This is a genomic window from Streptomyces sp. NPDC086549 (genome assembly GCF_044746205.1).
GTDB lineage: Bacteria > Actinomycetota > Actinomycetes > Streptomycetales > Streptomycetaceae > Streptomyces.
In genome coordinates this window covers 14193-35636 of the sequence record NZ_JBIVBS010000007.1, presented here as the reverse complement: position 1 = coordinate 35636, position 21444 = coordinate 14193, and the positions used below count along the sequence as shown (strand labels likewise).

General features: G+C 71.8%; 19 protein-coding genes. 12 read left to right on the top strand and 7 right to left on the bottom strand.

The genetic code is table 11. From position 1 onward, the window contains the following. Positions 1-81: 81 nt before the first annotated feature. On the top strand, positions 82-1461 hold the full coding sequence (locus ACIPSA_RS22775) for an LCP family protein (RefSeq protein ID WP_402637785.1): 1380 nt from the start codon (positions 82-84) through the stop codon (positions 1459-1461). A 22-nt stretch (positions 1462-1483) separates the two neighbouring features. On the opposite strand, the gene ACIPSA_RS22770 is transcribed toward ACIPSA_RS22775, so the two are convergent. Then, positions 1484-2494, bottom strand: a complete 1011-nt coding sequence (locus tag ACIPSA_RS22770; RefSeq protein ID WP_402637783.1) for a zinc-binding dehydrogenase — start codon at positions 2492-2494, stop codon at positions 1484-1486. Then, positions 2487-2918, bottom strand: a complete 432-nt coding sequence (locus tag ACIPSA_RS22765; RefSeq protein WP_402637782.1) for a 4-oxalocrotonate tautomerase — start codon at positions 2916-2918, stop codon at positions 2487-2489. Before ACIPSA_RS22765 ends, ACIPSA_RS22770 begins: the two co-directional genes overlap by 8 nt. A gap of 102 nt (positions 2919-3020) precedes the next feature. Between ACIPSA_RS22765 and ACIPSA_RS22760 the strand changes: the two genes are divergently transcribed. From ACIPSA_RS22760 to ACIPSA_RS22745, 4 genes are all read left to right on the top strand, one after another. Then, positions 3021-3608 carry a TetR/AcrR family transcriptional regulator gene (locus ACIPSA_RS22760; protein WP_402637780.1) on the top strand — a complete coding sequence of 196 codons (588 nt, stop codon included), beginning with the start codon at positions 3021-3023 and terminating at the stop codon, positions 3606-3608. A 123-nt stretch (positions 3609-3731) separates the two neighbouring features. Next, a complete protein-coding gene (locus ACIPSA_RS22755) occupies positions 3732-4385 on the top strand; it encodes a transcriptional regulator (protein ID WP_402637779.1) in 654 nt (217 codons plus the stop codon). A gap of 135 nt (positions 4386-4520) precedes the next feature. Continuing rightward, positions 4521-5177 carry an RNA polymerase sigma factor gene (locus ACIPSA_RS22750; RefSeq protein WP_402637778.1) on the top strand — a complete coding sequence of 219 codons (657 nt, stop codon included), beginning with the start codon at positions 4521-4523 and terminating at the stop codon, positions 5175-5177. Further along, complete coding sequence (locus tag ACIPSA_RS22745) at positions 5174-6271, top strand: CU044_5270 family protein (protein ID WP_402637776.1); 1098 nt, start codon at positions 5174-5176, stop codon at positions 6269-6271. The genes ACIPSA_RS22750 and ACIPSA_RS22745 overlap by 4 nt, the downstream gene beginning before the upstream one ends. A 102-nt stretch (positions 6272-6373) precedes the next feature. On the opposite strand, the gene ACIPSA_RS22740 is transcribed toward ACIPSA_RS22745, so the two are convergent. From ACIPSA_RS22740 to ACIPSA_RS22730, 3 genes are all read right to left on the bottom strand, one after another. Continuing rightward, positions 6374-7132 carry a hypothetical protein gene (locus tag ACIPSA_RS22740; RefSeq protein WP_402637775.1) on the bottom strand — a complete coding sequence of 253 codons (759 nt, stop codon included), beginning with the start codon at positions 7130-7132 and terminating at the stop codon, positions 6374-6376. Positions 7133-7197: 65 nt separating this feature from the next. Continuing rightward, positions 7198-7959, bottom strand: coding sequence for an RNA polymerase sigma factor (locus ACIPSA_RS22735; RefSeq protein WP_402637774.1), 762 nt, complete (start codon positions 7957-7959; stop codon positions 7198-7200). 366 nt (positions 7960-8325) lie between these two features. Then, positions 8326-8715, bottom strand: coding sequence for a hypothetical protein (locus tag ACIPSA_RS22730; RefSeq protein ID WP_402637772.1), 390 nt, complete (start codon positions 8713-8715; stop codon positions 8326-8328). 118 nt (positions 8716-8833) lie between these two features. Between ACIPSA_RS22730 and ACIPSA_RS22725 the strand changes: the two genes are divergently transcribed. The 5 genes from ACIPSA_RS22725 to ACIPSA_RS22705 all read left to right on the top strand — a co-directional run bounded on the left by ACIPSA_RS22725 (position 8834) and on the right by ACIPSA_RS22705 (position 16810). Beyond that, positions 8834-9328 carry a DUF1877 family protein gene (locus ACIPSA_RS22725; RefSeq protein WP_402637771.1) on the top strand — a complete coding sequence of 165 codons (495 nt, stop codon included), beginning with the start codon at positions 8834-8836 and terminating at the stop codon, positions 9326-9328. A gap of 128 nt (positions 9329-9456) precedes the next feature. After that, positions 9457-10230 (top strand): hypothetical protein, encoded by a 774-nt coding sequence (locus ACIPSA_RS22720; RefSeq protein WP_402637770.1) that lies wholly within the window; start codon positions 9457-9459, stop codon positions 10228-10230. 14 nt (positions 10231-10244) lie between these two features. Beyond that, positions 10245-12638 (top strand): glycosyltransferase, encoded by a 2394-nt coding sequence (locus ACIPSA_RS22715; protein ID WP_402637769.1) that lies wholly within the window; start codon positions 10245-10247, stop codon positions 12636-12638. A gap of 20 nt (positions 12639-12658) precedes the next feature. Next, positions 12659-14965 (top strand): transglycosylase domain-containing protein, encoded by a 2307-nt coding sequence (locus ACIPSA_RS22710; RefSeq protein WP_402637768.1) that lies wholly within the window; start codon positions 12659-12661, stop codon positions 14963-14965. Positions 14966-15130: 165 nt separating this feature from the next. After that, entirely contained in the window at positions 15131-16810 is a 1680-nt protein-coding gene (locus ACIPSA_RS22705; RefSeq protein WP_402637767.1) for a hypothetical protein, read from the top strand. 104 nt (positions 16811-16914) lie between these two features. Here the strand turns inward: ACIPSA_RS22705 and ACIPSA_RS22700 are convergent, their stop codons facing one another. Then, complete coding sequence (locus ACIPSA_RS22700) at positions 16915-18741, bottom strand: transglycosylase domain-containing protein (protein ID WP_402637765.1); 1827 nt, start codon at positions 18739-18741, stop codon at positions 16915-16917. 149 nt (positions 18742-18890) lie between these two features. Beyond that, the gene (locus tag ACIPSA_RS22695) at positions 18891-20027 is read right to left on the bottom strand and encodes a sigma factor-like helix-turn-helix DNA-binding protein (RefSeq protein WP_402637763.1); all 1137 of its coding nucleotides are present in this window, start codon (positions 20025-20027) and stop codon (positions 18891-18893) included. Positions 20028-20222: 195 nt separating this feature from the next. On the opposite strand from ACIPSA_RS22695, the gene ACIPSA_RS22690 reads away from it, so the two are divergent. Both ACIPSA_RS22690 and ACIPSA_RS22685 read left to right on the top strand, forming a co-directional pair. Then, complete coding sequence (locus ACIPSA_RS22690) at positions 20223-20738, top strand: SigE family RNA polymerase sigma factor (RefSeq protein ID WP_402637761.1); 516 nt, start codon at positions 20223-20225, stop codon at positions 20736-20738. Next, the gene (locus ACIPSA_RS22685; RefSeq protein WP_402637759.1) at positions 20731-21411 is read left to right on the top strand and encodes a L,D-transpeptidase; all 681 of its coding nucleotides are present in this window, start codon (positions 20731-20733) and stop codon (positions 21409-21411) included. The genes ACIPSA_RS22690 and ACIPSA_RS22685 overlap by 8 nt, the downstream gene beginning before the upstream one ends. Positions 21412-21444: the final 33 nt, after the last annotated feature.

Sequence of the window (21444 nt, the reverse complement as noted above, 5' to 3'; positions counted from 1 at the left end):
CTGTCCGGGCAACGGATCCGGCGGAGTCGGTGGTCTGCAGGGTGAGACCCATGGGCTGGCCGAGGCGGAGAGGAAGTGCCGGTGAGCGGAACGAGGAGGCGTCGACGTACGCCCGGCGGCGCGGAGAAGCCCGGTCCGACGCGGCGCAGGCGGGTCCTGCTGTGGACCGCGGGGGTGGTATCGCTGGTCGTCCTCGGTGTCGCCGGGGTCGGCGCCTGGATCTACGAGGACCTCAACGGCAACATCAAGTCGGCCGACGTGGACGACAAGATCGGCGGAGACCGTCCCGTCAACCTCAGCCCGGGCTCGAAGAACATCCTGGTCGTCGGCTCCGACAGCCGGGCCGGCGCCAACGCGAAGTACGGCAGGCATCTGACCACCATGCAGTCGGACACCCTGATGCTGGTGCACGTGCCCGCGAACCGGAAGTGGGCCACCGTGGTGTCCTTCCCCCGTGACTCCTGGGTGCGGATACCGGCCTGTGCCCAGGGCGACGGCAGCATGTCCTCCCCGCACCACTTCAAGATCAACGAGGCGTTCGCGATCGGCGGCAGCGGCGGTGACGTCGCCGGCGCCGCCGCCTGCACGATCAAGACCCTCGAAGCCCGCACGGGTCTGCGCATCGACCACTTCATGTCCATCGACTTCCAGGGCTTCAAGGGCATGGTCGGCGCCCTGGGCGGCATCGAGGTCTGCCCCAAGGCGCCCATCCACGACGAGAAGGCCCACCTGGACCTGCCGGCCGGCTGCCAGAACGTGCAGGGAGAGAAGGCGCTCGGCTACGTACGCGCCCGCTACGGCGTCGGCGACGGCTCCGACATCGGACGCATCGGCCGCCAGCAGGAGTTCATGGACGCCCTGGTGAAGAAGGCGAAGGCCGAGCTGACCAGCCCGAAAGCGATGTACGGCTTCCTGAAGTCCGCCACCGGGTCCCTGACCACGGACCCTGGCCTGGCCGGCATCAGACCGCTGTACGGCCTCGCCTCGGAGCTCAAGGGCATCCCCGCCGACCGGCTGGCCTTCGTCACCGTGCCCAACTACGGGCGCGTGGCGGACGTACCCGCCGACAAGGCCAACGTCGTCTGGCAGTACCCGCAGGCCGCCGACCTGTTCACCGACCTGGCCAAGGACCGGGAGGTCGGCAAGGAGCAGCTGCGGAAGGCGGCCGAGGACGTCGTGTACGCCTCCTCCGTGCACGTCCGGGTCCTCAACGGCACCGGGACGCAGGGGCGTGCCGGGGTCGTCGCCGAGAGGCTGAGGGAGGCCGGCTTCACCGTCGACGGGACGGGCAACTCGCCGGGAACGGTGACCCGCACGACGGTCACCTACCCGGACGCCCTCCAGAAGCAGGCCCGGGTCCTCGCCTCACGGCTGCCCGGCGCCCACGCGGCACAGGACGCGGCGGCGGGCCAGGTCACCCTCGTCGTCGGCCCGGACCTGGACCCGGACGACATGGGGTGACCGGCCGCCGCCTGCCCGTCCGTCACGCCGGACGGGTCACGAAGACGGGCTTGAGGTGCTTCTCCGGCAGCGCGTCGGGGAGGTCCTCCCAGTCGAGGACGTGGGACACGACGCGCTCGGGCGCGACCTTCCCGGAGCCGGCGAGTTCGAGGGCGTCGGGGATGTGACCGCGCACGTTGTCGCGGGCGATGCGGAGGGTGACGCCGGTGAGGTACATGTCGAGCAGGGGGAGTTCGCCGGGCCGGAAGTGGTTGCCCGCCGACTCGCAGAAACCTTCTGGCGCAAGGCAGTTGACGGCGAGGGCGAGCTGGTCGACGCGTCCGGTGGCCTCGACGGCGAGGTCGAAGCCGTGCCGGACGGGCTCGATCGCCTCGGCCGTGCGCGCCCCGTAGCCCTCGGCGAGCCTGCGGTGCTCCGGGTCGGGGTCGACGTACAGCACGTCGGAGGCGCCCAGCGCGCGGGCGATGGCGCACACGTACAGGCCGATGCTGCCCCGCGCGACGACCAGGACACGGGCGCCGGGCCTGTTCTTCAGGTGCGGCGCGACCAGGCGCCAGGACAGGGACCAGTTGTCGCTCGCCGACGCCATGGCGACGGGGTCCAGGCCCTCGGGCAGCGGGACCAGCATGGCGTCCGCGTACGGCACGCGGACCAGGTCGGAGAAGAGGCCGCCCCAACTGCCGCCGATGGGCGCGCCGTACATGGCCATGTGCGGTACGGACGTGCAGTGCGCGGTCAGTCCGGAGCGGCAGTTGTCGCAGGTGCCGCAGTTGACGGACCAGGGGACGACGACCAGGTCCCCGGGGGCCACCGAGGTCACCGCGTCGCCGGTCTCGACGACCCGGGCCACGCACTCGTGGCCGATGGCGAAGGGCGGCTCGACAAAGCCATGTCCCGCCAAGATCGCGGAATCGACGTCGCAGGTGGTCGCGGCCACCGGCGCGACGATCGCCTCCTGGCCGGACCGCACCTTCGGATCGGGCGCCTCGCGCCACTCGACGGTGTTCCGGGCGACGTAGGTGAGTTCACGCATCGGCCTGCTGCTCCTTCGCCAGGGCCGCGAGGTCGGTGTAGCGGATGACGGAGCCGCCCGCGCCCCAGGTGCCGTCGGGCTGTTCGTGCACCAGCACCCAGACGCGCAGGGAGTCGCCCTGGCCCAGTCCCGCGGCCGCCAGTACGGCAGCGGTCGCGTCCCCCACCAGTCCCGCCCTGCGGCGCTCGGACAGCGCGCCCTCGGGCACGGTGACCTCCACGAGGAAGCGCGGCGCGTCGTCCTCGGCGGTGGTCTGTGCCCCCTCGGGCAGTTCGACGAGGTAGCTCCACGCCTGGGCGCGGAAGAAGGGGGTGTCGGGCGCTCCCTCCCAGCGCAGCAGTACGGCGGCGAGCTCGCGCCGGACGGTCGTACGGCCCTCCTCGGTCAGGGCACCTGCGGGGACGGTCAGCCGGATCATCGGCACGGTGGCTCCTCGGGTCGGTGACGACGTCGCGTTATGACGATCGTTATAGACGAGGGGCACGCTAGACTATGACGGTCGTTATAGCCAAGAGGGAGTGCACAGGTGCCCAAGAGCAGCGACGCGCCGTCGCGCGAGCGGATCGTGGCCGGTGCGGCCGACATGATCAGCCGGCGGGGGCTCAGTGCCACGAGCATCCGGGAGATGGCCAAGCACGCCAAGGCGCCGCTGGGCTCGACGTACCACTACTTCCCCGAGGGCAAGCAGCAGCTGGCCACGGAGGCGGTCCGCTACACCGGCGAGTGGGTCGCGCGCGGCCTGCGCAAGGAGCTGGAGGCCGGCCCGGCCGCCGGACTGCGTGCCTTCCTCGCCCTGTGGCGCGGGGTCGTCGTCGAGAGCGACTTCCATGCCGGCTGCCCGGTCCTGGCGGTCTCCATCGAGGAGCCTTTGGCCGACGAGGTCCCGCCCGCCCTGGCGGCCGCGGCCGAGGTCTTCGACCAGTGGGAGAGCCTGCTCGCGGCCTCCCTGCGGGAGCACGGTGCCGAAGCCGGGCGGGCCGCCCGGCTCGCGACGCTCGTCGTCGCGGCCGTCGAGGGCACCGTGGCCATGTGCCGCGCCAAGCGCAGCATCCAGCCCCTCGACGACACGGCGGAACAGCTCCAGGCGCTCATCGCCGACGCGATCGGGAACTGAACCCGACGTCCGGCCCCTTGCCGTTCAGACTCCGCTCGGACTCCGCTCAGACCCCGCCCTGCCCCCGCTCGGGCTCTGCTTAGATGAAAACTCCAGACGCTGGACTTCGTTCCGGAGGCACGGATGCACGACCCGTCACAGGACGCGATCCTGGCGGCCCTGGTACCGGTCCTCGACGGCCTGGCCGCCACGTTCGGCCCGTCCTGCGAGGTCGTCCTGCACGACTACCGGCTGGGCGAGCAGTCGGTGGTCGCCGTGGCCGGGCAGGTGACCGGGCGGCGCGTGGGCGGGGCGCTGAGCGAGATCGGGCTGTCCATGCTCCGCAAGGGAGCGGAGGCGGTCAACGATCTGAACTACGTCACCCGGACCCCCGACGGCCGCGTCATCAAGTCGTCGACGATGCCCCTGCGCGACGGCCGGGGCGAGTTGTTCGGGGCGCTGTGCGTCAACATCGACGTGACCGCGCTCCGCCAGGCCGGCGACATCCTGTCCGCGCTGGCCGGAGCCGGTCCGGTGGAGCCGGCCGCGACGACCTTCACCAATGACTTCGACGACGTGGTCGACGCCGTGGTCCGCGGCCAGGAACTGGCCCTGGGCAAACCGTTCCCGGCGCTCACCCGCGCCGAGCGGCTCGATGTGATCGGCTCCCTCGAAGAGCGCGGGGTCTTCAAGGTGCGCAACGCGGTGCCGCGTGTCGCCGAGCGCCTCGGAATGTCGCGTTCTGGGCTCTACGCGGATCTCGCCGTGGCTCGGAAAGGCCCACGCGAGGAGTCGTGAGCTGTGGCGCAGGCCAAGGAACCCCGTCCGTCGGCTCGGTGAGGAACCGGCCCGCACCGGCAGCGGACACAATGTGGCGCACATCACGGGAAGTCGGTGTGGGGTGCCGGACAGCTCATTGAAGTGAGCACTCATATGCGTACCCGGGTACGGGCCGGGGAATCGAGCGCGTTCGCCGAGCTCTTCGACAGCTGTGCCCGCGCGGTCTACAACCATGCCTTCCGGCTGACCGCCGACTGGTCGACGGCCGAGGACGTGATGGCGGCGACCTTCATGGAGGCGTGGCGGCTGCGCGACCAGGTCGAGCCCGAGGGCGGCTCCCTGCGGCCCTGGCTGCTGGGCATCGCCACCAACACGGCGCGCAACCAGTACCGGAGCAATCGGCGGTACCGGGCGGCGGCCAACGCGGCCGCCGCGGCCGAGCTGTCGGTGCCCGACCACGCCGACGAGGTGGCCGACCGGGTCGACGACCGGCGGCGACTCGCGACGGCCCTCACCGCGCTCGCCACGCTGCGCAGACCGGAGCGCGAGGTCATCGCGCTCTGCCTGGGGGAGGGCCTGGACTACGAGGCCGCGGCGGAAGCACTCGGGATTCCCGTCGGCACGGTCGCCTCCCGGCTCTCCCGGGCCCGCAAGAAGCTGCGCGCGCGGGCCGAGGCCGAGCCGGTACGCCCCGCAGCCGAAACCGCGCGAAAGAAAGTGCGCGGGAAACGGGAAGGCGGCCTTCTCGGCCGACAGACAAGAGGTGAACGCACAAACGCGATCCGGCCCGCGCAGGAAGGAAACCGATGAACGCGGACACGCCCCGGCAGAACCCGGCCGAGTGGGACGAGAGCGCACAGCTCTTCTCCCGGACGGCGCGTGACCTGCCGACGGGCCGTCACCAGTTCCACAGGGAGCGTCTGATGGCCCAGATCCACGACATGCAGCAGGCAGAGCGCACGGCGACGGCGGCCCCCGAGAAGGCCCGGCGGTTCCGGCTGCCGCGCCCGGCGATCGTGCTGCCCGCCCTGGCGGCGGCCGTGGCGGCCGCGGTCGTCGCCGGGAACACGATGTCCGGCGGTGGCGGGGTCAGGGACGGAGGCGTCGCCACCGGACCGGTCCTGACCACCAAGATCGGCGCCGCCACCACCAAGGGCGTGCCCCAGCTGCTCGACCAGATCTCGCTGGCGGCGGCCGACGCGTCCCACCCGGCCGTCGAGCCCGGCCAGTACGTCTACATCGAGTCCAAGATGGCCGATAGCTTCATCAAGTCCGTCAACGGCAAGGTCAGCCTGGGCAGTCACGCGCTGCACCGCCGCCAGGTGTGGCAGTCCCCGGACGGCACCAAGGGCTGGCTGATCGACCCCACGGTCGACGACAGCCCCGAGGGCGAGACCCTGAGCCTCCCCGACGAGCAGGGCAACACCCCGGAGGCGACCCTGAACGCCCCGTCGTACGACTCCCTGGCCAAACTCCCCACCGACCCCGACAAGCTGCTGGCCAAGATCTACAAGGAGACCGAGGGGCACGGCACCTCCCCCGACCAGGAGGCGTTCACCACCATCGGGGACCTGGTCGGCCAGAGCTACCCGCCCGCAAAGCTCTACTCGGCGCTGTTCAAGGCCGCCGCGAAGATCCCCGGCGTCGTCGTCGTGCAGGACGCGGTGGACGCGGTGGGCCGGCACGGGGTGGCGGTGGCCCGGCTCGACGAGGCCGGCGGTCTGCGCGAGGAATGGATCTTCGACAAGAAGACCCATGTCTTCCTCGGCGAGCGCAGCGTCCAGGTCCGGAGGAGCAGCGGAGACGCTGCGGTGATCGAGCCCGGCACTGTCACCTTCACCAGTGCCGTCTTGAACCGCGCCATCGTCGACGGCATCAAGCAGACGCCGTCCCAGGCCGGCTGACGCGTCCGTGCGGCAAAGAACCCCGGGTCGACGGCAAATTCGAGGGGTTCTTTGCTTCACCGGCCGCCTGACGGAACGTCAGGTCACCATGGCGAGCGGCCGCTACTTGTGCTTCCCGCTGCTGCCGCCGCTCTTCTCGGCGCCTGTCCCACCGTTTCCGGTTGCGTTGTCCGTGCCGCCGGAGCCGTTGCCGGACGTGCCGTTGCCGTTGCTGGACGTGCCGCCGGAGCCGTTGCCGGACGTGCCGTTGCCGGACGTGCCGTTGCCGGAGGAACCATTGTCGCCGGAGTCGTTGCCGGAGGAACCGGTGTGCCCGGTCGCCCGCGCCAGTTGCTCGGAGCAGTACGCGGCGACCTTGTCCTTTCCGCCGGCGGCCGCGACGAGCCGCTGCCAGGCCGTCGCGTCGAGCGCCTTGCCGTGGCCCTTGATCTGCTCGTAGGCGCGGCAGTGGGCCTCGGTGTCCTTGGCGCGGGCCGAGCCGTTCCTCGACGCGGGGCCGCCGGAGGACGCCGAAGAGGCCGCACCACCCGGTCGGTCCGGGGCGACCGCCGACGGGTGCGCGGTCCCCCGGCCGGTACCGGAACCGTCCGTGGACGGCCCGGCGGAACCGATGGCCGCGACCGCGACACCACCCAGGGCGAGGCTGGCGAACACCACGCCGAACGTCAGCTTCACAGGGCGCCGGGCACGCCGCTCCGCCGCCGGCCGCCAGTTGTCCCGGCGCCGGGTGCGCGCCCGGTGTGCGCCCGCGCTGTGGGCGGCCCGGAAGGCGGCCACCGCCCGCTGCTCGGCCTGGGGATCGAGATCGCCTGCGCGCATGGCGGCGGCCAGCACCGATTCCAGCGCGGCGGTGTCATGCATGTCCCAAGGGTCTGGCATGGCGCCGCCATGGTGCGCACGGCGGCGGCCCGGAATTCGCTCGCCGCTCAGCCGTTCACCCATGTCCGCTTCCGTTCCTGTCCGACAGATTCGATTCGCTCGACGTCCGTGGCTGGTGCCTTTCGGTCGGCCCGCTGTCGCTGTTGTTGTTCATTTCGACTTCCCAGCGTTCGGGAAGCCTCATCTGTCACATCCGCGTCCGCTTCGCCGCCGATGCCCAGCTGGCGGGCGAGGCGCTTCAGGCCCCGGTGGGCGGCGGTGCGCACCGCTCCCGGGCGCTTGCCGAGGACGCGTGCGGTGGCGGGGCCGTCCAGGCCGATGACGACCCGCAGGAGCACGGCCTCGGCCTGGTCCCGCGGCAGCCCGCGGACCAGTTCCAGGGCCCGCTCCGTGGAGAGGGACTCCAGGGCCTGCTCATGGGTGCTGTACGAGCCGGGCAGGTCCAGCACGTCCTGCTCGGTCCCGCCCGCCCGGGGCCGCACCCGCTGGCGGCGCAGATGGTCCAGTGCCCGGTGCCGGGCGATGGTCGCGGTCCAGCCCCGGAACCCGGCCCCGTCCCCCCGGAAACGTCCGAGGTCGCGGGAGATCTCCAGCCAGGCGTCGGACGCCACGTCCTCCGCGTCGTCGCCGACGAGCCCGCGCAGAAAGCCGAGCAGGCCCGGCTGCACGATCCGGTAGGCGACCGCGAAGGCGGCCTCGTCGCCGTCCTGGGCACGCGCGACCGCCGCGCCCAATTCCGCGTCGTACAGCTGTACACGCCGGGTTTGCCGTACCTGGCCCAAGACTGTCCTCGTTCGCACCGTGGTCATGGCGGGTCCATGCGGTCCGCCGCGCTCCAGGCGCACCGACGGCCCATGGTGACCAGCGTTTGTCCTCACAGAAGTGTCACAACGCATCAGGAGCCCCTCCATGCGCGCGACCGGCGGACTCCCGGCCGGGTGACGTTTCGCGCCGGCCACGCGCTGGAGGAGTGCCGGGTCCACCGGCACCGCAACGTGCCCCCCGGAACTCTCTCCCTGCCGCTCTTGTCTCCCCCCGGCGAGCGGCACGGAGAGGGATGGGGTGGCTGGGACCACACTCCCCCCGAGGTCCCGGCCACCCCAGGCACGTGTCGGACCGGGCGGCGGACGGCCGGACGCGGATCACGGACCTCACCGCGGCCGACGGTCCCGGTGTCAGGGCGTGCCCGCCGTCGCGTCGCGGCACAGCAGCCGCAACGAGCCGTCTCCGGCGAAGCGGCGGTGGGCCTCGTCGATGGGATCCCACAGCTGTCCGTCGGCCGTGCGGATCCGGTGTTCACCGTCCGCCGTCCACCACTCGGCGCCCGCCTGGCGGACGATCACCTCACCGGCGTACGCCCCGAAGCCGCGCAGCACGCTTTCCACGGCGGCGCGGGGCGTGCCCTCCCGGCGCAGGTCGTCGATCATCCGGTCGACGCACCACAGGCTCGACGCCGAGTAGTCGAGGCGCAGCCGTGCGCCCTCCCGCATCGTCACCACCGTGTCCGCGGCCCACCGTGCCGGCCTGGCCGCGGCACGGGGTCTCGTCTCCTGCTCTGTCGTCACACTCGTCACATACGGACAAGCGAGGCCGTCGGCCGATCCGTCACCCGCTCCGGGGGATTCCCGGTACGGGTCCGTCGGGCCGCGTGACGCATCGGCGCCCCGGTGCGCTCCTTCTGGCATGAGCGCGTACCTCCGTCTGCGAGCGGTTCCGCCCCCGGCACTGCGCAACAGCGCGACCTGGCTTGAACGACTGTTCGAGGACGACTCGGAGGCCGTACGGCACCGGGTCGGCCCGCACCATGAGGAGGTGCTGGACGATCGTTATCTGGACCAGGAACGCATCTACGCCGGCGCACGCCCGCATCGTGCCGAGGGCCGGCCCCAGGCCCAGGTGGTGCTCGGTGGCCGGCCGGTGTTCCGCCCCGACCGGCGCAAGCCGCCGTTCCTGGTGCTGACGGCGGCCCAGGCCCGCCGGGTGGCCGGGTTCCTGGCGACGGCCGACTTCGACGCGCTGTGGGCCTTCGCCCGCGACGAGCTGCTGCCGCGCTACGGCGGGGTGACCGCGGAGCCCCGGACGTGGGGTGCGTTCGCGGCGGCGCACCAGGAGCTGAGGGAGTTCTACGCGCGGACGGCCGACCACGGGGACGCGGTGGTGAAGCAGCTGCCGGCCTGAGGCACGCCAACGGCAGGTTTGCCCCCACTTCGCCCGTTCTGTGGGGTCAAGGTGTAACACATTCGGTCGTGTTCGCTCTTTCCCTACGGACGACCGTGCCGGTCGGCCGGAACAAAGGGGCATGAACCGTGCAGCGAACGGACGAAAGCGGCAGATCGTACGGCGAGGATCCGTACGTCGGCGCCGGGTATGCGTACGCCTACGGCAACGAGTACAGCGGCAGCACCGCCCCCGACACGGCCACGCTGTCCCGGGACCCGGTGCAACTCGCGTACCCGGCAGGTCACACCCAGGCGATGGGAACGTACCCCCACGTCACCGGGATGCCTCGCTACGCGGCCGGGCCGTACCCCGACGCGACGGCGTGGGACGCTCCCCGCAGTGACGTCCTCACCGTGCCGCCTCTGGAGCTCGACACACCCGGCCTTCCCGTAGCGGGACCGGACACACCGGCGAGTGCGTCGGTGCGGCCGGTCTTCGTCGATTCCTCGGGGCGACGCCAGCGCCGCGTGCTCCGCGCCGCCCGGCTGCTGCTGATCCCCGCCGGCGGCTACGTCGCCCTGCTGATCAGCGCCGTGCTGGGCGGCCCCACCGTCAGCTCTCCGTTCGTGCCGCAGCCGGACTCCGCGCACCCGACCACGTCCCGGGCGACCGCACCCGACTCCTCGTCCGGCACCGGCCACTCCGCAGGGAGCGCGACCGCGGGACAGAAGAACTCCCGCCCCGCGTCCCGGCAGACCCCCGGCCCCACGGTCCCCACCGCCCGGACGGCAGCCGCCACCGCCCCCGCGGCCACGTCCGGGCCCACCGCCGCGCCCACCAGGACCACCTCCCCGACCTCGACCGCCACCCCCGGCTCCAAGGGGCGCGCCCTCGGCTCGTCCCACAAGCCCGTGAAGTGATCCAAGGCCCCGACGTGACCGATCGCCGACGCCGCAACGTCCCTGCTCGCCTGCTCAGCCGCACCCGCCAGATCACACCCCGCGCCCACTGGCTGCTGCTGAGCGTGCTCGTGGTGACCCTGTCGACCGCCCTCCTGCTGCAGGGTTACACCCACCACATGTTCGGAATCACATCGGACGCCGTGACCGATGCCCGTGGCCCGAACCAGGCGGTGCCCAGCCGGGTGACCCAGGGCGGCCCGGTGATCGCGAACGCCTCCAGCTCCCCCCACACCGCCCAGGTGAAGGCCCGCACCATCGCCCTCACCTTCGACGACGGCCCTGACCCCGTCTGGACGCCGCGCATCCTGGACGTGCTGCGCCGCGACCATGTGCACGCGACCTTCTTCGTCGTCGGAACCCAGGTCGTGGACCACCCGGAACTGGTCCGCCGGATCGTGGCCGAGGGCCACCAGATCGGCATCCACACCTTCACCCATCCCGACCTGGCCCGCCTCGCCCCATGGCAGCGTTCACTGGAGCTGCGGGAGACGCAGCTGGCGGTGGCCGGCGCCGCCGGGGTCACGACCGCACTGCTGAGGCCGCCGTACTCCTCGAAGAACGACGCGCTGGACGACGCCGACTGGTCCGTCCTGAAGCAGGCCGACGCGGCGGGCTACGTCACGGTGCTCTCCACCCAGGACGCCCAGGACTGGCAGCGTCCCGGTGTGGAGCGCATCCTCGCGAACGCGACACCCCACGGCCACGCCGGGCAGATCCTGCTGATGCACGACGCCGGCGGTGACCGGTCGCAGACCGTCGCCGCGCTGAGCGCCCTGATCCCGCGGCTCAAGGCACACGGCTTCCGGTTCGCGACGGTCGGCGCCTCGGTCGGCATGGCCGGCCCCGTCCAGCCCGCCGGGCTGGGCGACCGGCTGCAGGGGATGGCCCTCATCAACGTGCTGCAGGTCGGCGACCGGGTCGTGTGGCTGCTGGAGCTGTTGATGTACGCGGCCGGAGCGGTCAGCGTGCTGCGCGCGGCCGTCGTGCTGGTCGCGGCCCACCGGCACCGGCGGCTGCGGACGAGCCACCGGGGCCCGTCCTGGGGGCCGCCGGTGACCGAACCGGTCAGTGTCATCGTGCCCGCGTACAACGAGAGCGCCGGGATCGAGGCGGCCGTACGCTCACTGCTCGCCTCGGACCATCCGGTGGAGATCATCGTGGTGGACGACGGTTCGACCGACGGCACCGCCGACCTGGTGGAGTCGCTTGGCCTGCCGGTGCGGGTGATCCGGCAGCGGAACGCGGGCAAGCCCGCCGCCCTCAACACCGGACTCGCCGCCGCCACCTACGACCTGGTGGTCATGGTCGACGGCGACACGGTCTTCGAACCCGACACCGTCCGCACGATCGTGCAGCCCTTCGCCGACCCCCGGGTGGGCGCCGTCTCGGGCAACGCGAAGGTCGTCAATCGCGGCGGCCTCCTCGGCCGCTGGCAGCACATCGAGTACGTGGTCGGGTTCAACCTCGACCGCCGCCTGTTCGATCTCGCCGAATGCATGCCGACCGTCCCCGGAGCGGTCGGCGCGTTCCGCCGCCGGGCGCTGCTGGACCTCGGCGGCGTCAGTGACGTCACCCTCGCCGAGGACACCGACCTCACCATGGCGCTGTGCCGCGTCGGCTGGCGTGTGGTGTACGAGGAGGGCGCGAAGGCCTGGACGGAGGCCCCCGCGTCACTGAACGCCCTGTGGCGCCAGCGGTACCGCTGGTGCTACGGCACCCTGCAGGCGATGTGGAAGCACCGCGGCGCGCTGGTGCAGCGGGGTGCGGCCGGAAAACTGGGCCGCCGGGGCCTGGGCTATCTGCTGCTCTTCCAGGTACTGCTGCCGCTGCTCGCACCCGTCGTGGACATCTTCGCCCTGTACGGGCTGCTCTTCCTCGACCCGGTCCGGATCGTCGGGCTGTGGCTGGCCTTCCTGCTGCTGCAACTCATGATGGGCGTGTACGCGTTCCGCCTGGACGGAGAGCGGCCCGGCCCGCTGTGGAGCCTGCCGCTGCAGCAGTTCGTCTACCGGCAGCTGATGTACCTGGTGGTGATCCAGTCCGTCTTCACCGCCGTGTCGGGCTCCCGGCTGAGATGGCAGCGCATGGAGCGGTACGGCAGCCTCCAGGTCCCGGTGGGCGCGGAGGCGCCCGGTGACGACCTGCCTCCGCAGGACCCCGGCTTTCCGCAATCGGCGCCGTACGACGGCATTCCGGAGCCGGTTCGGTACGACGGCTATCCGCAGCAGGCGCCGTACGACCCGCTCCACCGGCCGGCACCGTACGACCCCCGTTACCAGCCGGCACCGTACGACGGCCGTCCACAGCCCCCGCCCCATCCGGGTCTCCGGCAGCCCGGACCGTACGAAGCACCGCAGCGGTACTGAGAGGACAGTGAGCACAGCCCATGAGCGGACACCGGCGCCGACCGCCGCAGCGCTCCGTCGGCGGCACGCGTGCCGGGAGCGACCGGACCACGGGCCGCCGGGCCGTACGTCGTGACGAGGCCCCCCGACAGGACCTGTCACGCCGCGCCCGGAGAAGGGCGCCACAGCAGAAACGTTGGATCGACTACCCGCGCCGAGGCCGGACGGGCCCGCGCCGCTGGCTGCCGTCGGTGCGCCAGCTGCTGGCGTTCTTCCTGCTCTTCTTCGGCGGCACGGCGGCGGCCGTCGGCTATGCCTACGCCACGGTCACCATTCCGGACCCCAATCCGCGGACGCTGCTGCAGAACAACGTCTACTACTGGTCGGACGGCACGGTCCTGGCGACCGACGGCAGCGTCAACCGGCAGAACGTGACGCTCTCGCAGGTGCCCGCCGATGTGCGGTGGGACTTCATCGCCGCGGAGAACGCCTCCTTCTACACCGACCCGGGCATCGACCCGCAGGGAATCCTCCGCGCCGTCGTCGACATGGCCGAGGGCGGCTCCGTGCAGTCCGGGTCGACGATCACCCAGCAGTTCGTCAAGAACACCTACCTGGACCAGTCGCAGACGGTCTCACGCAAGTTCAGGGAACTGCTGATCTCCACCAAGATCGGCGCCTCCATGACCAAGGAGCAGATCCTCCAGGGATACCTGAACACCTGCTACTTCGGCCGTCAGGCCAACGGCATCCAGGCCGCGGCCCGCATGTACTACGACCTTCCGGTGGAGAAGCTCGACGCGAGCCGGGGAGCCTTCCTGGCCGCGGCGGTCAACGAGCCGAGCCTCTTCCAGTACGCGGACTCCGATCCCGCGGCCAGGGCGAAGGCGAAAGCACGCTGGTCCTGGGTGCTCGACCGGATGGTGGCGACCGGCAAGCTGACGCCCGGGCAGCGGGCACGGTACGCGGCCGCCGGATTCCCGGCGCCCAGGAAATGGACCCCGGGAACGGGGTTCACGGGCGAGACCGGCTACCTGGTCCAGCTCGCCAGGTCGTATGCCGAGGCGCACGACCGGACCATCACCGACAGCAGTCTGAGCAGGGGCGGCTACCAGATCCACACCACCTTCGACCGGAAGAGGACGGCGGAACTGGCCAAGGCCGTCGCCGCGGTACGCAAGCAACGCCTCGACCCCGCCCACCGGTCGGCCGACCGTGACGTCCAGGTGGGAGCCGCCTCGGTGGATCCGGGCACCGGCAGGATCCTCGCCGTCTACGGCGGCCCCGGCTTCGAGCACGCCCACTACTCCGACAATGCCGACACCTCCGGCGTCCCGGTGGGATCGACCTTCAAACCCGTCGTCCTCGCCGCCGCGCTCCAGCACGGAGCCGTACTGCAACCCGGCAAGGCCCCGCAGCCGATCACCCCGGCCAGCAAGTTCAACGGTGACGACGGCATCAAGATCAAGGACCAGCAGGGCAACTACGTCACCGACGACAAGGACCCCACCGGCCTCCTCCACCAGCACAACGACACCCCCCAGCGCTGGGGTCGCATCCCTCTGCGCGAGGCGATGGAGCAGTCGGTCAACACGCCGTACGTGCAGCTCGGAGAGGACGTCGGCTACGAGAACGTGGCGGCGACGGCGAAAACCCTCGGCCTGCGCCCGACAAGCCTCGCCGCCTCCAGCGCCGGCTTCTACATCGGCACCTCCACGCCGAGCGCCATCCGCATGGCGGGGGTGTACGCGACCTTCGCCGCCTCCGGTATGCAGGCCGACCCGTACTCGGTGACCAAGGTGACCCACAATGGCAGGGCACTGCCCGGCTTCACCGCCCCCGCCCCCGTACAGGCCCTGCCGGCGGCGGTCGCCGACAACGTGACCGACGTCCTGCGGGGCGTCATCGTCCGGGGCACCGGCACCAAGGCCCAGGCTCTCGGCAGGACCGCGGCGGGCAAGACCGGAACCACCGACGACTTCCGGTCGGCCTGGTTCATCGGTTACACCCGGCAACTCTCCACCTCCGTCGTCCTCTTCAAAGAGGACCCGAAGCACCCGCAGCTCCAGTCCCTGGTGGGCGTCGGCGGGCTGCAGAAGGTGTTCGGCGGTGACATCCCCACCGAGATCTGGACCCGGTACATGGGCGGCGCCCTCACCGGCCTGCCCGACATCCCCTTCCCCACGCCCGCCCCCCTCGGCCACGGCGCCGACGAGCCCGGCGCTCCCTCGCCCTCGCCGACCCGGTCCGAGCACCAGGACGGGCAGGGCGACAAGCACCGCAGAAGGACGACCAGCACGGACGCCCCGGAAACCCGCTACAGGTGCCACCACCACAAGTGCCGTTGACCATGGCGGCGGCTCTCCGACCGGGCAACGCCCGGGAACTGAATCCGCCCGGCGGGCATGGCACGGGCCCCGGTATCCATGGGCTCAGGGAACGTATGTACGGTGTGGCTTCCTCAGTGATCCGGAGTGGCTGAATCCGCTCCCTCTTCCTACGGAGTCGCCACCGTGCGGTCTTCCCTGCGTGCGGCCACCGCCTTGGGCGTGGTCCTGTTCTGCTCCGCCTCCGCGGCGGGCATCGCCCTGGCCGACGACAACCCCGCCGGCACCGGTGCGGTCGGGGACGTGAGCGTCGCCGAACAGCCGGATTCGGTCACCGGTGCCCAGGAGACCCAGGACGCCGCGGGCGCCTACCGCGGCGATGTCCTCGTCCGCTTCGCGCTGGTGGCCGACGCCGGCTTCCACTTCGAGGCCGGTACGGGCAAGGCGGCGTACACCACGCGCGACGGATCGGGCAGCTACCGCTCGGTGACGGTCGGCTCCGCCGGCGCGGGCTACTTCAAGCTGGACACGCGGAACCTGCCGGACGGCCGGAACACCCTGGACGTCACGGTCACCGAAACCCCGGACGACACCGGCTCCGGGGCCACGGCCCAGACCGTCAGCGGCACCGTCGGCCTCACCGTCGCCAACCCGTCCGCGGTGTTCACCTCCCCGCAGGCGCACGCCCTCGTATGGGGGGCCACCACCTACACGGTGGACGCCCAGCCGGCGACCGGCGGCTCCGCGATCGACCACGTCGACTTCTACGAGACGGCCCTGTTCACGAAGAACAACAAGCCCCGCGCGACGGACGACACTGCTCCGTACACCTACACCAGCACCTATTCGGTCATGGCCTACCGCCCGTACGTCCAGGCCGTCGCCGTCGACAAGGACGGCTACCGCTCGGCCCCGATGTCGATTTCGGTCACGGCCACCCCCGGCCCGACCGTGACCGCCACCACGGTCTCTCCGCGGCTCGCCTACGGCGGCGCGGACTCGATGGACATCGAGTGGACGGCCGCTGTGCCGTACGGCTGGAACCGGTCCTACCCCAACGAGGTGTGGCTGACCAAGGAGGAGGTCACGGCCGACGGCACGACCGTGCGCTCCTACGCCGACGGCGACAACCCGTTCTCCCCGCTCCAGCTGCGGAGCGAGGGCCACTACACGAGCACCAGCTGGGGCGACGGCCTCGACACCTCGGCCTGGAAGGTCGGCACGCACACCGTCACGGTGACGGTCACCGACAGCACGGGGGCGGTCGGCACGGCCTCCGTCCAGGCGGTCGTGACCGCGGACAAGCTGACCGCGACCGCCCCGGGCAGCGTGGTGCTCGGCAAGTCCGTGAAGGTGTCCGGCCTGCTGTCCACCGGCACCGACAGGCCGCTGCCGTTCCGTTCGGTCTCGCTCCAGGCCCGCCCGGCCGGCACCACCACCTGGAAGACGGTGGCCACCGGCTCGACGGACGGCAGCGGCCTGATCGCGCTGGCCACCAAGCCGGCCCGGAACGAGAGCCTGCGCCTGGTCGCCGCCGCCGGGACCAAACCCGTCTCGGCCGCCCTCAAGGTGTCGGTGTCGCCGAAGGTGACCCTGAAGGCGTCCGCCACCACGGTCAAGCGCGGCGCCACGGTCAAGTTCAGCGGCAGCGTCTCCTCGCAGGAGACCGGCGCCACGGTGAAGCTGCAGGTGTACCGCAGCGGTGCCTGGACGACCGTCGCCTCCAAGGCCCAGTCCAGCACGGGCCAAGTCACCTTCACCGTCGCCGAGAAGACCAGGGGCACCTTCACCTACCGGCTGCTCACCACGGCGACGACCGGCTTCGCCGCCGCGCACAGCTCCTCGGTGAAGATCACCGTGAACTGACCGCCTCACTCCACCGCCATCCGCCCCCGGGGCACGGCTCCTCAGCCGCGCACCGGGGGCGGATCACGTCATGGGCGGATCACGTCATGGCCGGCACGCTCGCCTCAACGCCGCGGGACCCGGGTCCGGGGACGAGCGGCCTCGCCCGCTTCGGCCGCGGGCACCGGTGTGGGGGACTCCTTCGCTTCCGCGGTGGCCAGCCGCCAGATCTGCGCCGCGGTCTCCTCCGCGGTCTCGGTCGGCGCCGGCCTGTTCGGCAGCTGAGCGGGCACGGTCGTGTTCTTCTTCTCTCCGGGCCGGTCGGCGAAGAGGACGACCGTCAGGGCGAGCCGGGAGTCCAGCTCCGTGGACCACACGGTCCGGCGGGTGATCCCGCCGCCCGCCCCGGCCGTGAAGGCCCGCGAAGCGCTCGGGGCGACGGTGGCCCCGGGGACCGGCCATGCGTACATGGCCGCGTTCACCGCCGACGCATCCTTCTCGTCCAGCGCGCGTCGTGTGTCGGGGCGCGCGGTGTAGACCGTCCGCCCGCCACGGGTGATCTTCGTGACCGTGTACGGGGCCGCGTACACACCGTTCGCCGCCACGGTCGCGTACGCCGAGGCCAGCTTCAGCGGAGTGGGCGCCGCGGTCCTCCGCAGCGCGGTCAGCGAGGCGCCGAAGCGGACCTTGTCGAAGGGATCCAGCGCCGTCCCCGCCTCCACCGCGCCGTCCACCGCGTCGTTGAACGGCTGGCGGGCGTAGTCCGACCCCCCGTACAGCAGCCGCACCGCTCCGTCGCCGGGCTCGATCGCCACGACGGCGGTGTGCAGCCGGGTGCCCTTGCGGCCCTTGAGGTCCTTCACCGACTCGGTGGTGGCGTCCTGGAGCGCCAGGTCGAAGGTGGTCTGCACGGTGTAGCCGCCGCGCGCCAACTGGTCCTCGGCGATACCGAGCCGGTCGGCGGCCTCCTTCGCGGCCACGTCGATCATGTACTGCCGCTGTCCCTCGGTCGTGCCCGGCGGATAGAAGCGGAACGGCGGGAAGGCGGCCTCGGCGCGCTGCTTCGCCGTGATGCTGCCGCTCGCCGCCATGGCGTCGAGCACCCACTCCCAGCGGTCCCTGAGCTTCGCGGTCACCTTCGGGTCGGAGCCCGCCTTCTCGTAGTACGAGGGGATGTTGACGATCGAGGCCAGCGCCGCGCCCTGGGAGACGGTCAGGTTCCGGGTGTCCACGCCGAAGTAGTTGCGCGCGGCGGCCTGGATGCCGGCGGAGCCCCGGCCGAAGTACACCGTATTGAGATAGCCCTCCAGGATCTCGTCCTTGGAGCGGGTGCGATCGAGTTTGATCGCGATCAGCGCCTCGCGTGCCTTGCGCGACAACGACTGCTCCGGGCTCAGCAGCGCGTTCTTCACGTACTGCTGGGTGATGGTGGACCCGCCCTGCCGCTCGCCGCCGGTCAGCGAGGCCAGCACCGCGCGGGCGATGGCGCGCGGCGAGACCCCGCTGTCCGTGCGGAAGGTGCGGTTCTCGGCCGCGATCACCGCGTCCTGGACGTACCGCGGGACCTGCGACAGAGGCACCTCCTGGCGGTCGACGGGACCGCGCCGGCCCAGATAGGAGCCCTTGGCGTCGGTGAAGACCGTGCTTTGCGTGACGGTCTCCGGGTGCGGCTCGGGGATGTCCGTCAGCTGGTACGCGACGACCGCCGCCGTGCACAGCGTCGCGATCAGCACCAGGAAGGCGATGATCAGCCGGCGCAGCCGACGGCCCCGGGTGCGGCGGAGACGGAGACGCAGCGGGATGTGCAGGCGGGCGCGGTGCGAGCCCGCCGCGCGCTTCGAACGCCGCGCCCGCCGACTCGGATGCGGCCGGTTCGTGACGGGCGACTCGTCCTGAGGGGCGGACGTTTCCTGAGCGAACGTTTCCTCAGCAGACGTCTCCTCAGCAGACATGTCCTGAGCAGACATGTCCTGAGCAGACATGTCCTGAGCGGACATGTCCTGAGCGGGCATGTCCTGAGCCGTGGGTGATTCGTGCACGGGAGGCCTTTCGGAGGAGCCGGGCGCCGCGAGCGGAGGGCGATTCGTGGGCATCGGGCGCTTCACCCACCGGCGCCGGACCGCGCGACGGCCTTGCCGGCCGCGTCGTACACCGTGACGGTCGGACCGCCCTCGACGAGGCTCGCCTTCAGCTCCGTCACCGACAGCGGTGCCCGCGCGTACCAGACGCCCCAGCCCGGGCTGCCGGCCAGCGTGAGGACCGTGCCGGTGACCCTGGTGCCGCCGACGGCGGCCTCGACACGACTCGGGTCGGTGGACAGGCCGTGGTAGATGCCCGACAGGAAGTACGTGCTGTTCACCGGCTCCACCTGCGCCGAGACACCCGGCTTCCCGCTCCCGGCGCCGCTGCCGGCGCCGTCGTCGTCGGTGTCCTCGGCGGTGTCCTCGGCGGTGTCCTCGGACAGGCCGCGGAACTGGTTGGACCTCAGTGGCGTCGACCAGTGCTTGCCGTCGGCGGTCAGCCAGACCTGCACACCCCGCACGACCTCCACCCGCTCGCCGGGCGTGACGATCCGTACGGAGCTCGACGCCACGTCGGCCACCCTGGCGCCCGGCCCGTCCGCACCGCCGGTGCCCCCGATCCGGCCGGCCGCGAAGACGGCCGACGGGGCGAGCAGCAGCGCGCAGGCGACCGCGACCGCGCCGGTCCGGCGGCGGCGCAGGGCCCGGCCCCGCCGTTCGATGGTCCCGAGCGGCACGGCGGACGGGACGACGCCCGGGGCGCCTTCGGCGCCCTCGACGGCAGCGGCGAAGAGCCCGCGAAGCCGCTCGGTGCCGCCCCCGCAGACCGCCAGTCCACGCTGGGCATGGCTCCTGACCGCGCCGACCGAGCAACCGAGCATCTGGGCGATCTCCACATCGCTCAGGCCGTCCCGGTGCAGCATCACGAGCACCACCCGCTGCCGTGCGGACAGGGCCCCCAACGCCTCCTGGGGCAGGGCTTTCCGGCGGCGCGCCCGGCGCGCCCGGCGCAGATGACCCCTGACGAGGGACCGCCGTACATAGAAGTCCACGTCGTCCCGAGGTATCCGCCGCCACCGCGCACACACGTCCACCAGCGTGTTCCGCACCAGTTCCGTCGCCTCGCGGGGGTCGCCGCAGAGCAGCTGCGCGGTGGTGAGCAGCCGGGGCCAGCCCGCATGCGCGTAGGCGGCGAAGTCGTCGTGGCGGTGCGGCACTTCGGCGGTCCTCCGGTACGGCTGCGGGTGCGGGGGGCGGGCTTTCACGGCGCTGGACGAGCGGGCCGGTGGATCCTGGAACTCGTGTTCATCGTCTTTCCCGTGGGTTGTGCTTCGATGTACGCGACCTACGGGACCTGTACGCACGGCGGGGGCGGCCAGGTTGCACGGGAATTCCAAGACTCCGGTGGGGGCATGACCGAGGACGAGTTCGACGCTTTCTACACGGCCACGTTTCCCCGCTTGACCGGCCAGCTCTCCGCGTTCACCGGGGACCACGGTGAGGCGCAGGACGTGGTCCAGGAAGCGTTCGTACGGGCCTGGAACCGGCGCAAGGACTTCCTCGCGGACGAGGCGCCCGAGGCGTGGATACGCACGGTGGCCATGCGGTTGGCGGTCAGCCGCTGGCGCCGGGCCAGGCGCTGGCTGGAACTGGTGCGCCGTACGCCGCCGCCCGAGTCCACGCCGGGACCCGGCCCCGACCGCACGGCACTTGTCGCCGCGCTGCGCCAACTGCCCAAGGCTCAGCGGATGGCGATCGTCCTGCACCATCTGTGTGACCTGAGCGTCGAGCAGGTAGCCTCCGAGACGGGTGCGCCGGTGGGGACGGTCAAGGCCAGGTTGTCCCGGGGGCGGGCGGCGCTTGCGAAGCATCTGGCCGTGGACGAGGCAGCGGGCGGGGCGGCTCGGAAGGAGGACGGCCGTGTCTGATGAACTCTCCTCCGCGCTCCGTGAGTTCGCCGCGGAGCACGAGACTCCTGCGGTCGTCGGCGGTGCCGAGATCCGCCGCCGTGCCGTGCGCCGGGCGCGCCGCCGCGTGGCAGGCATGCTGGGCGCGGGTGCGGCGGCCCTCGCCCTGGTGGCCTTCGCGTGGAACCTGGACCTCGCGGGGGACGGGAAACAGCGTCAGGTTCCGGCTGCCCCACCCGCGGTCTCTGCCCACCCTTCCCCCTCCCCTTCCCCCACCACCTCCGCCGTCCCGTCGCCCACTGCCACGCCCGTGCTCGTCGTCGGCACTATCGACCGCGGCCGGCGCACCCTGACCGTCGGGGGCAAGGTCATGCCGATGGGCTCGGGCTTCGACAAGAACCCCACGCTCAGGGGGCCGATGACCGTGTACAAGAAGCCCGGTAAAACCACTCTGACCGTGACCAACCAGACCAACGGGACCCGTTACAACGCGGTGATCTCGTACGCGGTCGAACTGCGCGACGCCGGCAACGAGCCGGTCTACGTCGGCACGGCCTTCGCCTACAACGTGAAGGGCATCGGCAAGTACGACACCAGCGGGGGCTGGATCGCTCTGGACCAGGCCGACGCCAAGTGGTTCTACGACGACGTGAAGACCGGCGGCGTCCTCTCGGTCACCGGCACCGCATCATGAACCTTGCGGCCGTCGGGAGCCGCGCGGGTCAGG

Excerpts from the sequence above, each read along its gene's own strand:
- ACIPSA_RS22770 (WP_402637783.1), bottom strand. The coding sequence starts at position 2,494 with ATGCGTGAACTCACCTACGTCGCCCGGAACACCGTCGAGTGGCGCGAG.
- ACIPSA_RS22755 (WP_402637779.1), top strand. The coding sequence starts at position 3,732 with ATGCACGACCCGTCACAGGACGCGATCCTGGCGGCCCTGGTACCGGTC.
- ACIPSA_RS22750 (WP_402637778.1), top strand. The coding sequence starts at position 4,521 with ATGCGTACCCGGGTACGGGCCGGGGAATCGAGCGCGTTCGCCGAGCTC.
- ACIPSA_RS22745 (WP_402637776.1), top strand. The coding sequence starts at position 5,174 with ATGAACGCGGACACGCCCCGGCAGAACCCGGCCGAGTGGGACGAGAGC.
- ACIPSA_RS22740 (WP_402637775.1), bottom strand. The coding sequence starts at position 7,132 with ATGCATGACACCGCCGCGCTGGAATCGGTGCTGGCCGCCGCCATGCGC.
- ACIPSA_RS22735 (WP_402637774.1), bottom strand. The coding sequence starts at position 7,959 with ATGACCACGGTGCGAACGAGGACAGTCTTGGGCCAGGTACGGCAAACC.
- ACIPSA_RS22725 (WP_402637771.1), top strand. The coding sequence starts at position 8,834 with ATGAGCGCGTACCTCCGTCTGCGAGCGGTTCCGCCCCCGGCACTGCGC.
- ACIPSA_RS22710 (WP_402637768.1), top strand. The coding sequence starts at position 12,659 with ATGAGCGGACACCGGCGCCGACCGCCGCAGCGCTCCGTCGGCGGCACG.
- ACIPSA_RS22700 (WP_402637765.1), bottom strand. The coding sequence starts at position 18,741 with ATGTCTGCTGAGGAGACGTCTGCTGAGGAAACGTTCGCTCAGGAAACG.
- ACIPSA_RS22690 (WP_402637761.1), top strand. The coding sequence starts at position 20,223 with ATGACCGAGGACGAGTTCGACGCTTTCTACACGGCCACGTTTCCCCGC.